This is a genomic window from Wolbachia endosymbiont (group A) of Gymnosoma rotundatum, assembly GCF_947250765.1.
Taxonomy (GTDB): Bacteria; Pseudomonadota; Alphaproteobacteria; order Rickettsiales; family Anaplasmataceae; genus Wolbachia; species Wolbachia pipientis.
Genome location: NZ_OX366347.1, coordinates 72,727 through 86,165, shown reverse-complemented (window position 1 = coordinate 86,165; position 13,439 = coordinate 72,727). Strand labels below are relative to the sequence as shown.

The window sequence follows — 13,439 nt, the reverse complement described above, 5'->3', positions numbered from 1 at the left end:
AAATTTTATTTTACCCAAAAAAACTCTTTTCTTTCTCTCCACTTTTTCTGGGTAAGGTCAGTCTGTCCAGGTTCCAAGATCGGTGTCAAAAATTGCTCAAACCATCCATTAAAAACATCCATATTACAGTGGCCTTCAAAGGTTAACGGAACAACTATCTTTCTTCCACTTAAGGCTGCAACCATACTGATTCGTTGAGTTTTCTTTCCAGATTTTAAGGCATAAAACCGCTGTCCTTTCTGGCAATATCCGTAGGGGTAGTCTTCGGTGTTATCAATGCCAGACTCATCTATATACACTAAGTTTTTAGGTTCTTTTGTCGCTATAATTTTCAAAAATTCAGCACGTTTTTCTTCGTTTCTTTCCTTGTATCCATATGTCTTTTTTTGCGCGTAAATCCAATTTTTTTAAGGGCTCGATAGATCGTTTGGATACTAACGTTGTTCCAAAGTTTAGCCATTTCCGATAGAGTCTTTCCTCCGTGTTCTCTGGCAAATTTGGCAAAGGTATCCCAGTCGGTAATTTTGTGATTGTAACCCCCATTTCCAAGTTTTTTTGATTGAAAGTCTCCTGTTTCTTTTCTTCTTTGCTGCCACTCCCATAAAGTAGTTCGTCCAATCTTAAATCTTGCTGCCACTGTTTCTCTGCTTTCTCCTTCGTCTAGCGCTTCCATTGCTTTTTTTCTTAAATCATAACTATATGCTGCTGGCATTCAACCTCCTTATCATCATCTATCCTTATCCTATCACATCCGGACTTTTATGGAAAGAGCTATATTTTTATCAATTCTGCAATCATTTATCTTAATATTAAATTTCTTAAACCTTCTTGATGCTTGTGAATAGCTGATAACTGCCAAATCTCTTCCTATTTGTTGCAAATACCCTTTTATAAACCCGACTGTTTGTCTTAAACCAATTCTAAAGAAACTGACGATTATATGCACCAAAATCACAACTTTATCACTATAAATATAGTTGCCGCCCTGCATTTTTGGACAATTCTCGTACCAATTTTCTATGGCGTCATTGATATAACAAAAAATGCTTCCTCTTTCTTGGAGAAATTTGTTATATTCATGGCAGTTACTGACTCTCATTTTTTGTGGCATATTTTTTCTTCAACAGTTAAATGGCTATTTATAATGAATTTTGTCAGTAACTGCCAGTTCTTTTCATTTGAGCGATGCAACAAAGCCATCCCAGTGTCACGCACTGGGATGACAAGAAGAGGGTACTTGAATAAGAGGCATTGCCCTCCTGGTAGACTCAAATTGCAATGTTCGTGTAGTTATGGATTCATTCGCGGTATCTCATCCGCTAACAAGCAGCGGAATGACGAGGTCTTTCGATAGTAAATCTTACCTATGTTAGCTATACCAAAAAATCAAGAGTAAAAAAGTCGTATTTATTCATTAATAAAATCTTTGTCTTCTCCTAAAAATTAGTTAAAATGTAGGATATTTTGTGTTATTAAGTTAGCACTTGACTTAACTTTAGTTGTTACTTAGACTGCTAAAGTGGAATTTTAATTTTTTTTACGAGGACAATTATGCATTATAAAAAGTTTTTTTCAGCAGCCGCTTTAGCAACGTTGCTAAGTTTATCAAACTCTGCTTTTTCAGATCCTGTTGGTCCAATAAGTGATGAAGAAACTAGCTACTACGTTCGTTTGCAATACAACGGTGAAATTTTACCTCTTTTCACAAAAGTTGATGGTATTACCTATAAGAAAGACAATAGTGATTACAGTCCATTAAAAGCGTCTTTTATAGCTGGTGGTGGTGCGTTTGGTTACAAAATGGACGACATCAGGGTTGATGTTGAAGGAGTTTATTCATACCTAAACAAAAATGATGTTACAGATGCAAAATTTACGCCAGATACTATTGCAGACAGTTTAACAGCAATTTCAGGACTAGTTAACGTTTATTACGATATAGCAATTGAAGATATGCCTATCACTCCATATATTGGTGTTGGTGTTGGTGCAGCGTATATTAGCACTCCTTTGAAAGACGCTGTGAATGATCAAAAAAGTAAATTTGGTTTTGCTGGTCAAGTAAAAGCTGGTGTTAGTTATGATGTAACTCCGGAAGTCAAACTTTATGCTGGAGCTCGTTATTTCGGTTCTTTTGGTGCTCATTTTGATAAAGATGCTGCTGCAGGCAAAGACAAAGGGGAACTCAAAGTTCTTTACAGCACTGTTGGTGCAGAAGCTGGAGTAGCGTTTAATTTCTAGTCTATCTCAGTCTTGTTATCCCAGTGGGGTTTTTCTTGTCATCCAAGTAGCATGACACTGGGATCTAGAAAAAAGAAATGTGGATTCCAGTGTCAAGGCACTGGAATAACACTATTTGCTATGTGTTTAAGCTGTAACGTTTACCATTGTACTGGTAGAATATCATCTAAAGTTACATAATGTTATCCAATTAGCTAACACTGCGGCCTACTGTCTCCAAGAAATTAGATGAAAAATTTGTACTTTTTTCAAATCAAAGCTTGAATTTTTGCTGGAAAATCAATATATTATATGCATGAAGTTTTAATTTAAGTTGTTATGTTGACCCCAATGGCAAGCTTATGTGTCGATAGCAGAACCAATCTCATGCAATATATTGCTAGGGTGCAAAAATTTCCTATGCTGTCTCAAGAGGAAGAGGTACGATTAGCAAAAAATTGGAACCAATATAAGGATGTTTCTTCTTCTCATAAATTGATTACCAGCCATTTGAATTTGGTAGTGAAAATTGCAATGAAATTCAAAAATTATGGACTATTGTTGATGGACCTGGTCATGGAAGGAAATATGGGTTTAATGCATGCAGTGAAAAAGTTTAATCCTGATTTAGGGTTTCGTTTTTCAACTTATGCGGTGTGGTGGATTGAAGCTTCAATAAAAGACTTTATATTGAAATCTTGGTCGTTTGTGAAAATAGGCACAACGCAAGCACAAAGAAGATTGTTTTTTAGTTTACGTAAAATAAAAAAAAGAATTTTACAGTATACAAACAGGGAAACCTTAAATAATGAAGAAATAAAAGCAATATCTAATGAGCTTTCTGTATCCGAAGGAGACGTTCTGCAGATGAATTACCGTATGGCTTGTAAGGATCAGTCGCTAAACGATTGCATAAAAATAGGTGATGACTCTAAAAGGGAGCTACAAGATATGATCCCATGTAACTTGGTTAGTCAAGAAGTAACCTATCAGAATCATGAAGAAAAAGAATTAAAAGAAACAATTTTAAACAATGCACTAGCGAGCCTCAACGAAAGGGCAAGAGACATTTTTATCAGTAGATATTTGTCTGAAAACATTCAAACTCTGGATGAACTTAGTAAAAAATATTGTGTTTCAAGAGAAAGAATAAGGCAGTTGGCTGAGCAGGCGATGGCTAAGGTAAAACAATATATACAATCTGAAAGTTTGAAATTTGGTTTGCATGCGTAGTTTTTTTATATTTCTAATATTTTTTTCGATAGGCGCTTTTGCATCGGTTAGTGATGTACAATTGAAGGAAAAATATAAAGATTGGCTCGTGTATACTGCATTGGAAGATGGAGAGAAAGTATGTTATATTGTATCCTATCCTAAAAAAAAAAGCGAATATTATACAACCAATCGCAAGCCGTATGTAATGGTTAGTTATGTCGATAAAAAAGCAGATGAGGTAAGCGTTACCTCTGGTTTTCAGTATGATAAGGAGCCTGTAGCTCTCAATATCGACAAAAAAATTAAATATACACTGCCCATAATACAGGGAAGTTTTGCGTGGGCAGAGCATACAAAAATAGATCAAGATCTCATTCTAAAAATGAAGCAGGGATTATCAATGGTAGTTAATGGAAAAACAAAAACAGTGACCATTGATGATACTTATTCCCTACTTGGTTTTCAAAAAGCGTATCAAAAAATGCATGATTTATGCCATACAAAGTAAATTATTGTAACAGAATAGGTAATTTTCCAGTTGTAGTATAAAACAGACTGCCCTTTCGATAAATAGCACTTTACTTTATATGGGATGTGGATATCATTTAAAATATATTTTTGAGAGTTAGCAATGTCAGAGGTTGCAGGTGTAGATACAGAAATCAAAAAGCAAAATTCTGTGTGCGAGCAGATGCGTTTTAGCGTGAGCCGCACAAGTCTTTTAAATACATTATCCAGAGTAAGTGGAGTGGTTGAAAGGCGTAATGCAATAGATGTTTTGGCGTGTATAAATATCAAAGCACAACACGGCAGCATAAAATTAATGGCAACTGATCTTGACATTTCAATGTTTGCCTCACTTGCTGCAACCGTATTAACAGAAGGAGAAGTAAAAATTTCAGCGCATACTTTACATGACATAGTGAAGAAGTTACCCGCTGATTTGGATGTCAATTTTGAAGTAAACAACCAAGGAAAATTATTGATGTCTTGCGGAAATGCAAACTTTTCTTTACCGAATGTAGTTTCAAGCAGCTTTCCTGCTCTTGAAGAAGACAATTATAAACATGATTTTACTCTACTAAATACAGACCTGATAGACTTATTAACTAAAACAAAATTTGCTGTATCACTAGATGATACAAGGTATAATTTAAATGGAATATATCTACATACAGATGAGCAATTTCTGTACTGCGTTGCAACTGATGGCCATCGTTTATCATGTATAAAGAGGCCAAAGCCTGGGAACATCAATGGCGAATTTGGTGTGATCATTCCACGTAAAACTGTTATGGAGCTGTTAAAAATATTGGACGATTATAATGAAATTAAAGTAAAAGTCTCAGACAGAAAAATCAAGTTTACATGCGGTGAATATATTCTAATATCAAAATTAATAGATGGAACTTTTCCAAATTATAAAGCAGTTATTCCAGCATCTCAAGATAAGCATATGATTATTGAAAGTAAAAAACTTTCAGACGTTATAGATCGAGTTTCCGTTGTTGTATCTGATAAAGTAAAATCTATTAAATTCTCACTACAAGAAAAGCTGCTAACTCTGCATTCAAACTCCCAAGAGTGCAGTGATGCAACTGAATCCATAGAAGTGGACTACAATGAAGCCCCTATAGAAATAGGGTTCAACTCGCGTTATTTACTTGATGTTCTATCCTGCATAAAAAATAAATGTAAGTTTAGCTTAGCCGATGGTAATAGTGCTACAATTATCACTGATGAAGACGATTCAAGTGCATTATATGTAGTAATGCCAATGAGAACTTAAACTCGTCATCTTGCTGCTTGTTAGCGGAATCTGGAGATACCGTGGCGGTATGGCACTTATTTCACTAGCTTTTATTAAATTAGTAATCTATCTTTACCAAATATAAGCCAAAAGGTGGTGCAGTAACTCCAGCGGCACTTCTTTTGCATTGGTTTAATATATTTAGCATTTCTTGCGGATTGGTTCTATTTTTTCCAAATTCAACTAAAGTACCCACAATAATCCTCACTTGGTTATGTAAAAAGGAAATAGCAGATATTTTGATGTGTATATGATTCCCATTTTGTATTATATCGATATCATCAATTGTTCTTATCGGATTTGCGGCTTGACAATCTTTTGAACGGAAACTTGAAAGGTCATGTTTTCCAAGTAGATGTTTAGCAGCTTCACGCATAATATTTACATCAAGTGGGCTAAACACTTGCCATACATAACCCGTCTCCAGAGCGGCAGGAGCATAGCGATTAACTATTCTATATTCGTAATATCTTTTTTTTGCTGAAAACCGTGCGTGAAACGCATCATCTACAACTTCTGCATTAAGCACGACTATAGGAATTGATTTTAAATGATAGTTTATTGCATTCCTTATTCTATAAAGCTCAAATTCCTTTTCCATATCAAAATGAGCAACTTGTCCTAAAGCATGAACCCCTGCATCAGTCCTGCCACCGCAGTACAAAGTAACTTTCTCACCACTAAAATTAAATATAGCATTTTCTATGTTCTCCTGGATTGAGTTAGCAGAGTGTTGCTGCTTTTGCCAACCAGAGAAACTACTACCATTATATTCTACCGTTATTTTGTACCGCACTGCATTACATCAAGCTCTATCTAAAATAGTCATTTTCTATCTTAACATAATTTATGGTCAAGCCTACAGTGCTGCCACTCCCATAAAGTAGTTCGTCCAATCTTAAATCTTGCTGCCACTGCTTCTCTGCTTTCTCCTTCGTCTAGCGCCTCCATTGCTTTTTTTCTTAAATCATAACTATATGCTGCTGGCATTCAACCTCCTTATCATTATCTATCCTTATCACATCCGGACTTCTATGAAAAGAGCTATAAATCGTGAAAAAGAACTGCTCATTAAGTGCTGTTTGCTTAATAAATTTACTGACATTGGTATGGCTAAATTCGAAATGGCTACATGAATTTATCGTAAATTATTACCGTATAAGGTACGATGCGACAAAGCCATCCCAGTGTCAGCTACTCGGATGACACCGTCATAAAGGAACCAGTGTTAGCTACTTGGATGACAACCATTGTGCTTGAGGCAAAATTGACTATCACTTCTTTTTATAGAGCTTGCTCCAAACTTTGTTGTTAGTTAATACAAAAAACACTGTTAAAATTATAAAATACGCCACTACTTTTAATCCAAGTTTATGCCGGCGCTCTAATTCTGGCTCTGCTGCCCATTGTAAAAAATTTATCACATCATACGCCATATTTTCAACTGTGGCTTGCCTTGCACCATCATATTCCACCATTCCTTCAGAAAGTGGTGGCGCCATAGCTAATCTGCCTGTTGGAAAATACGAATTAAAATATAAATCATTTTCATCGTGTTCGCCGTTTTGATAGCCTGTTAACAATGAATAGACATAATTTGCACCATCATGTCTTGCTTTAATAATTAATGATAAGTCTGGTGGGACTGCACCATTGTTGCTTGCTGCAGCTGCTTCTTTTGTATCAAAAGGCGCAATAAAATAATCCGAAGGTACTCCAGGTCTGTCAAACATTTCACCCAAATCATTCGGACCATCTTTAACTTGATAAGAAGCTGCTATTTGTTTTACATCTTCTTCAGAAAAACCGACATCTTGCAAATTACGAAATGCTACCCTATTCATTGAATGACAAGCAGCACAGACTTCTTTATACACTTTATAGCCACGCTGAATTGACTCTCTATCGAAAGATCCGACAATTCCATCAAATTTCCAGTCTATTTTCTTATTTGGTGATGATTTAAATTCTTCTGCAGATATAAGACTAGATAGAAATAACATGCAGAAGATTGCAAATACATTAGATCCCATGCATAACCACTGTTTTAGTAAATTTCGAATTGATGTCATGCAAGTAGCTGACACTGGAATCCAGCTTATTTCATCACTGACATTATGGTTATCATGCACTCCTAGAATCTGTTGTCCATTGCATGATTTGTAAGTATTTTTATACCTGGATCCCAGTGTCAAGCACTGGGATGACAACGGAAGATAGTGGAATGACACTGTGTGTTGTATACAACGTTCATACAATTGTGTACATGATGCTGGAATCCATTTATTTTTTTTCTGGATCCCAGTGTCAAGCACTGGGATGACAGAGAATTTTGTAAGAGATCTGCTTTGAATTGACATCACCTCATCTCCGGCACAGAATCACTTAAGGTTTTTGGTGGTTCTTTTGGCTTTTCATACTTACTAAGCAGTGGTAAAACTATCACAAAGTATGCAAAGTAATAAAGAGTAGATAGCCTACTCATAGTGATGTAAGGCTCTTTTACCTCTTGTCCTCCAAGCCAGGCAAGAAGTACAAAATTTATTGCAAAAACCCAAAAAAATTTCTTAAACACCGGGCGATAAGCACCACTTTTAACTTTTGATTTATCAAGCCAAGGTAACAAAAACCACACTAAAATAGACGCAAACATGGTAAGCACACCAGTAAGTTTATCTGGAATTGAACGTAGCATTGCATAAAAAGGTAAAAAATACCACTCTGGCACTATATGTACCGGAGTGACCATAGAATCAGCTTCTATATAATTGTCTGGATGCCCAAGATAATTGGGAGCATAGAAAACAAATGCGAACAAAACTACAAAAAACAGACCAAAAGTTATGCAATCCTTGACTATATAATAAGGATAGAGAGGGATGGTATCCTTATCTGATTTTACCTCCACTCCACTTGGGTTACCAGAGCCAAACCTATGCAGAGCTGTCACATGAAGCATAGCTAAAGCAATAATAACAAAAGGCAGAAGATAATGCAGAGCGAAAAAACGGTTAAGTGTTGGGTTATCCACTGAAAAACCACCCCATAACCATATAACTATTTTATTGCCAATTAAAGGTATAGCAGAAAATAAGTTGGTTATAACTGTTGCACCCCAGAAACTCATTTGTCCCCAAGGCAATACATATCCCATAAAGGCAGTTGCCATCATTGCAAAAAATATAAATATTCCAATAAACCACACCATCTCTCTCGGTCTTTTATAAGATCCGTAATATAACCCACGCATTATATGAACATAGACTACCATAAAGAAGAGCGATGCTCCAACAGCGTGAGTGTAGCGTATTAACCACCCGTAATTCACATCCCGCATTATGCGCTCTACACTATTAAACGCATAATCAACATGCGGAGTGTAGTGCATAGCAAGAAATATACCTGTTATTATTTGTAAAATTAGCGCTATACCAGCCAAAGAGCCAAAGTTCCAAGCATAATTTAAGTTTTTTGGCACTTGATAAGAAGCGGTGTGTTTTAGAAAAGAAAATATAGGCAATCTATATTCTATCCATCCTAATATGCCTTTTTCTTCTTTTATTGTTTCTTTCTTGTTATCTTCCTGCATAACTTAAACCTTTCTGAACACATGTCCATTGCTACTTTTATCTTATTTTTTTATTGTAGCAACTTATCCTTTACACACAAATAAAAACTTTAAAGCAATATTAATCACCTCTTCAGCAACTTATCACGTGCTGCATTTAACTTTTGTGCAAAATATTCCGAGCCTCCCTTATCTGGGTGAACTAACTTCATTAAATTTTGATATGCTTTATTGATTTCATTTTGACTTGCCTCAGGATTCAGCCCTAGTATCTTTAATGCTTCATCTTTGGACATGTTATCACCAGTGTAATTTTCAGTACAACTTCTACTGCTATTAAATTCGTTCAAAAACTTACTCAATATAGAGTTCATCATGAAACTTATGTTATTTTTTTTTGTCAGGAAAAGAAAAAATACAACAACGCTAGGCAAGACAAATGTAACTACTATGAATATCAAAAAAAGGAAAAAGATGAATGACATGTATATTTTTTTATCATTTTATGATTAAATAGTAACAATTATAATTGTCATGGTAAATAACATGTTCATCCAGATTGAAGAAACACCAAATCCAAACACACTGAAATTTCTCCCTGGATTTGCAATTCTAAACGAAGGAGAAACGGCTGATTTTTCAAATGCAGACGAAACAAAAAACTCCAAGTTAGCAGCAAATCTTTTTCAAATAGAACATGTGGTAAGAGTGTTTTTTGGTCATGATTTTATTTCAGTAACAAAATTGGGTGGAATTAATTGGGATATATTAAAAGTGGAAATTTTAACTACAATTATGGATCACTTTACTTCAGGTGGAAAAGCGCTAGATAAAGAAGGAGTGAATGATAATAACATACCAAATGAGGAATTTTTTGATGAAAGTGATATAGAAATTGTAAATAGAATAAAAGAATTGATGGAAAGTTATATCAAACCTGCAGTTGCTCAAGATGGTGGCGATATCAAATTTCGTGGCTATAAAGACGGGATAGTTTATGTTGAATTACAAGGAGCTTGCTCTGGATGCCCAAGTGCTGCAATTACTTTAAAGCAAGGAGTGCAGAATATGCTGAGCTACCACATACCAGAGGTTGCAGGTATAGAGACCACACTATGACTAATCAAACAGTTAGAGGAACGAAAGACCTTCTATTTGATGAGTGGTATAAGTTTAAATACATTCAGCAAACAGCAAATAGAATCTCAAGTCTATACGGCTTTTTGCCTGCTCAAACTCCGATATTTGAATATACGGAAGTTTTCACAAAGACTTTAGGTGATAGCTCAGACATCATCACTAAAGAGATGTACACCTTTAATGATAAAGGGGGAAAGAGCATAACTTTACGTCCTGAGTTCACTGCAGCAGTTGTCAGGCTACTCATTGAAAAAAAACTGCAAACGCCGATAAAATTATTTTCAACAGGGCCTGCATTTCGTTACGAAAGACCGCAAAAGGGAAGACAGAGGCAATTTCATCAGATAAATTTTGAGGTTTTTGGTATAGAAGATACAAAAGCTGATATTGAATTGATATCACTCGCTCAGCACTTACTAACTGAATTTGGCATCAATAAAAATGTAAAGCTGGAAATCAACTCTTTAGGTGATGGTGAAACAATCACTAAATATAGGGAAGCTTTGATCTTATACTTTACAAAGTATCAAAATGATCTATCAGAAGATAGCAAAAATAGGTTGATCAAAAATCCACTCAGAATACTGGATTCCAAGGATGAGAAAGATAAATCAATAATTTCTGATGCGCCTAAAATCAGCAATTATTATACGAAAGAGTCCTCAGATTTCTTTGAACAAATACTAAATGGATTAACAATTCTTGATATACCTTATACCGTAAACAATAAACTAGTTCGAGGTTTGGATTATTATTGCCACACAGTGTTTGAGTTTGTTACAGAGGATTTAGGTGCACAAGGGGCAGTTTTTGCCGGTGGAAGATACGATAATTTAGTATCTTCAGTAGGTGGAAAACACACTCCAGCAATAGGATTTGCAGGAGGCATTGAACGCATAATGGAGTTAATCAATTATTCTCCGAAAGAAGAGAGACCTATTTACCTAATTCCAATCAGCAGAGAGGCTGAAGAATATGCTCTAACACTTGCGAATGAATTGCGCAGAAATAGTTTATATGTAAGTTACGAACACAGTGGGACAGTTAAAAATCGCATGAAGAAAGCAAGTCAAGCAAATGCTAAAATTGCATTGATCTTTGGGAATGATGAGTTAAACAACAATACTGTTAAAGTAAAAAATATGGATACAGGTGAAGAAAAAATAATCGCTCACGATAACATAATAGAAAACATCTAGTTAGGAGCAATGCAAATGTTTTTTTCAGTCAGCTATAGAAGAAAATTCGTCTGCGTAAGAATTTTTCATAGCATTCAATGTATCATAATCTGTAAAATCTAATTTTACCGGTGTAATAGTAATAAATCCTTCTTTTATTTTATTTACACTACCACTGCCTGAGTGTTCTCGAGACCAATTTAAGCTAAAAGAGCCATTCGAATTTTCAGTAAAAGTTAAATCCCCATCAATGCTATATTCACCTTGTTCAGCAAATTCTACTCCTTTTACTTTTTCCGTAGCAGGAAAATTTACACTCATCACTATGTTTTTAGGCCAACCAACCTTAACTAGCTTGGCAATAACCTTTGGTGCAAAAACCTTTGTATTGTGCCAGTCTATTTTATCATGATAAACTTGGCTTAGCGCAATAGAAGGTATAGACCTTGCAGCACCTTCCATTACAGCACCAATTGTTCCTGAATAACAAATATCGTCCCCGACATTTGATCCAATATTTACTCCGGACAATATTAAGTCTGGTTTTTTATTCATAACTTTATTTAGCGCAATAATGACACAATCTGCAGGAGTACCAGACACACTAAATTCCCTTTCACTATGTTGTTTTATTCCAATAGATTGTTTCACTGGATAATCAAGAGATCTTGCAGCTCCGCTTCTATCAGTATCTGGTGCCACTATCCATATTTCTGGCGCAAAATTCCGTGCAATCTCTTTGAGTAATTTTATTCCTTCACTTCCAAAGCCATCATCGTTTGTTATCAATATTATCATATACAATACTCAGCTATACAGTTCCAAATTATGTAAACCACTGGCTGTAAATAAACTCATGAGGCTTTAAGTTTCTTTGCATAACTGTGAACTGTAACAAAGAACCTGCTGTAAATCAATAGATTTCTTGCACAGGCCATAACTGTCATTACAATAGAAACGAAAAAACTTGCTTGACAAACTCCGCCAGCCCCCTTATCATAAACACTGAAGCTATTTATTTATCTTCTCTGTACAGATTAAATGACAAAAAAACTCACGTATCTGGCGTCTCATGTTTAATTTTTTGCACTATGTGCACCTTATGTCTTTATCAAACTTCTACCTACATAAGCTGAAACGCGCTTATAAAGCGTTTAAAACATAAAAAAACGCCAACTTAAAAAATGGATAGTGAATAACTAGCTACCCTAGGGTTTCTTTTGCCTTTTTTTCTGTTTAGTAAATTTCTTAAACATTTATAGCTAAGGTTAGTTGCATTTAAAAGCAGCTGAGTCGCGGTTATTAAGCGTTTAGAATAAAAAAACGCCATACTTGAAAGTATAATGTAAGTAATTAGCCAACTACGGGGCTTCTTTTGCCTTTTTTTCTGTTTAGTAAATTTCTTAAATATTTATAGCTAAACGACAACCGTCATCCCGCTGCTTGTTAGCGGGATCTAGAGATACCGCGAATGAATCGCGGTATGACGTAGGACTGCTGTCATTCCAGTCTGGAATCCAAAAAAAAGGATGATGTCATCCCAGTGCCCTGACTACTTGGATCCAGTTTTCTTTACAAATTCACAAAAAGTGCTTCATTCTATAACGCAAAACCCATACTCACCAAACCCAATGCATTACTTGCAATTAAGTTTCCTGGATCCAAGTAGTCAAGCTACTCGGATGACACCCTTTTGGATGGAGACCAGTGTCAGCTACTTTCATGACACCATTCTTTTTCCTGGATCCAAGTAGTCAGGGCACTAGGATGACAAGAGAAAGAGGCTACTGGGATGACAGCTACCCTGACAATCGTCATCCCACTACGTGTTAGCGGGATCTAGAGATACCACGGCAGTATGACGGTTCGCAGCGGTATAGTATAGCTTTTTTTACAATAATCCGAACAGACCGTAATATGCTACTGGCCTGCTATAGCCATAAACACATATCTTATCGCATTCGGACTATTATAAGAAAGGCTATAACTCGTCATCCCGCTGCTTGTTAGCGGGATCTCTTGTTAGCGGCTGAGATACCGCGAATGAATCGCGGTATGACGTGTTGAAACAATCCGATAAGGTAAGCCTCGTCATCCCGCTACGTGTTAGCGGGATCTAGAGATACCGCGGCGGTATGACGGTTCGCAGCGGTATAGTAACTCGTCATCCCGCTGCTTGTTAGCGGGATCTCTTGTTAGCGGCTGAGATACCGCGAATGAATCGCGGTATGACGTGTTGAAACAATCCGATAAGGTAAGCCTCGTCATCCCGCTACGTGTTAGCGGGATCTAGAGATACCGCGGCGGT

At 36.0% G+C, this 13,439-nt stretch carries 14 protein-coding genes and 4 pseudogenes; 9 read left to right on the top strand and 9 right to left on the bottom strand.

The window, feature by feature from the left end:
• Nucleotides 1-59: 59 nt before the first annotated feature.
• A pseudogene (locus OOK97_RS00415) lies at nt 60-712 on the bottom strand (IS630 family transposase); the annotation flags it as partial.
• Between the two features lie 42 nt (nt 713-754).
• A pseudogene (locus tag OOK97_RS00410) lies at nt 755-1,111 on the bottom strand (transposase); the annotation flags it as partial.
• Between the two features lie 33 nt (nt 1,112-1,144).
• Between OOK97_RS00410 and OOK97_RS00405 the strand changes: the two are divergent.
• From OOK97_RS00405 to dnaN, 6 genes are all read left to right on the top strand, one after another.
• Entirely contained in the window at nt 1,145-1,354 is a 210-nt protein-coding gene (locus OOK97_RS00405) for a hypothetical protein (protein ID WP_264705352.1), read from the top strand.
• Nucleotides 1,355-1,551: 197 nt separating this feature from the next.
• Nucleotides 1,552-2,241: an acyloxyacyl hydrolase gene (locus tag OOK97_RS00400; RefSeq protein ID WP_182320883.1), complete on the top strand. Its 690-nt coding sequence runs from the start codon at nt 1,552-1,554 to the stop codon at nt 2,239-2,241.
• A gap of 12 nt (nt 2,242-2,253) precedes the next feature.
• Nucleotides 2,254-2,421: a hypothetical protein gene (locus OOK97_RS00395; RefSeq protein WP_174515942.1), complete on the top strand. Its 168-nt coding sequence runs from the start codon at nt 2,254-2,256 to the stop codon at nt 2,419-2,421.
• A 138-nt stretch (nt 2,422-2,559) separates the two neighbouring features.
• Nucleotides 2,560-3,453, top strand: a complete 894-nt coding sequence (locus tag OOK97_RS00390) for an RNA polymerase factor sigma-32 (protein WP_264705351.1) — start codon at nt 2,560-2,562, stop codon at nt 3,451-3,453.
• Nucleotides 3,446-3,943 (top strand): invasion associated locus B family protein, encoded by a 498-nt coding sequence (locus OOK97_RS00385; protein WP_006279310.1) that lies wholly within the window; start codon nt 3,446-3,448, stop codon nt 3,941-3,943. The genes OOK97_RS00390 and OOK97_RS00385 overlap by 8 nt, the downstream gene beginning before the upstream one ends.
• 123 nt (nt 3,944-4,066) lie before the next feature.
• On the top strand, nt 4,067-5,224 hold the full coding sequence (gene dnaN / locus OOK97_RS00380) for a DNA polymerase III subunit beta (RefSeq protein WP_264705350.1): 1,158 nt from the start codon (nt 4,067-4,069) through the stop codon (nt 5,222-5,224).
• Nucleotides 5,225-5,303: 79 nt separating this feature from the next.
• Here the strand turns inward: dnaN and truA are convergent, their stop codons facing one another.
• Nucleotides 5,304-6,041 carry a tRNA pseudouridine(38-40) synthase TruA gene (gene truA, locus OOK97_RS00375; RefSeq protein WP_264705349.1) on the bottom strand — a complete coding sequence of 246 codons (738 nt, stop codon included), beginning with the start codon at nt 6,039-6,041 and terminating at the stop codon, nt 5,304-5,306.
• A 71-nt stretch (nt 6,042-6,112) separates the two neighbouring features.
• Nucleotides 6,113-6,235, bottom strand: a pseudogene (locus OOK97_RS00370) (IS630 transposase-related protein); the annotation flags it as partial.
• A 47-nt stretch (nt 6,236-6,282) separates the two neighbouring features.
• Here OOK97_RS00370 and OOK97_RS07540 point away from each other — a divergent pair.
• A pseudogene (locus OOK97_RS07540) lies at nt 6,283-6,381 on the top strand (IS5 family transposase); the annotation flags it as partial.
• 138 nt (nt 6,382-6,519) lie between these two features.
• On the opposite strand, the gene OOK97_RS00360 reads toward OOK97_RS07540, so the two are convergent.
• From OOK97_RS00360 to OOK97_RS00350, 3 genes are all read right to left on the bottom strand, one after another.
• The gene (locus tag OOK97_RS00360) at nt 6,520-7,278 is read right to left on the bottom strand and encodes a cytochrome c1 (protein WP_010963022.1); all 759 of its coding nucleotides are present in this window, start codon (nt 7,276-7,278) and stop codon (nt 6,520-6,522) included.
• 326 nt (nt 7,279-7,604) lie between these two features.
• On the bottom strand, nt 7,605-8,834 hold the full coding sequence (locus OOK97_RS00355; RefSeq protein ID WP_264705348.1) for a cytochrome b: 1,230 nt from the start codon (nt 8,832-8,834) through the stop codon (nt 7,605-7,607).
• Nucleotides 8,835-8,938: 104 nt separating this feature from the next.
• Complete coding sequence (locus OOK97_RS00350; protein ID WP_264705347.1) at nt 8,939-9,190, bottom strand: J domain-containing protein; 252 nt, start codon at nt 9,188-9,190, stop codon at nt 8,939-8,941.
• A 169-nt stretch (nt 9,191-9,359) separates the two neighbouring features.
• Here OOK97_RS00350 and OOK97_RS00345 point away from each other — a divergent pair, with 169 nt between their 5' ends.
• Together OOK97_RS00345 and hisS are read left to right on the top strand one after the other, a co-directional pair.
• Nucleotides 9,360-9,932 carry a NifU family protein gene (locus tag OOK97_RS00345; protein WP_264705686.1) on the top strand — a complete coding sequence of 191 codons (573 nt, stop codon included), beginning with the start codon at nt 9,360-9,362 and terminating at the stop codon, nt 9,930-9,932.
• Nucleotides 9,929-11,152, top strand: a complete 1,224-nt coding sequence (gene hisS / locus OOK97_RS00340) for a histidine--tRNA ligase (protein ID WP_264705346.1) — start codon at nt 9,929-9,931, stop codon at nt 11,150-11,152. Before OOK97_RS00345 ends, hisS begins: the two co-directional genes overlap by 4 nt.
• 24 nt (nt 11,153-11,176) lie before the next feature.
• Here hisS and surE read toward each other — a convergent pair whose 3' ends face one another.
• Nucleotides 11,177-11,929 carry a 5'/3'-nucleotidase SurE gene (gene surE / locus OOK97_RS00335; protein ID WP_264705345.1) on the bottom strand — a complete coding sequence of 251 codons (753 nt, stop codon included), beginning with the start codon at nt 11,927-11,929 and terminating at the stop codon, nt 11,177-11,179.
• Between the two features lie 1,308 nt (nt 11,930-13,237).
• The gene (locus tag OOK97_RS00330; protein ID WP_264705344.1) at nt 13,238-13,399 is read right to left on the bottom strand and encodes a hypothetical protein; all 162 of its coding nucleotides are present in this window, start codon (nt 13,397-13,399) and stop codon (nt 13,238-13,240) included.
• Nucleotides 13,400-13,439: the final 40 nt, after the last annotated feature.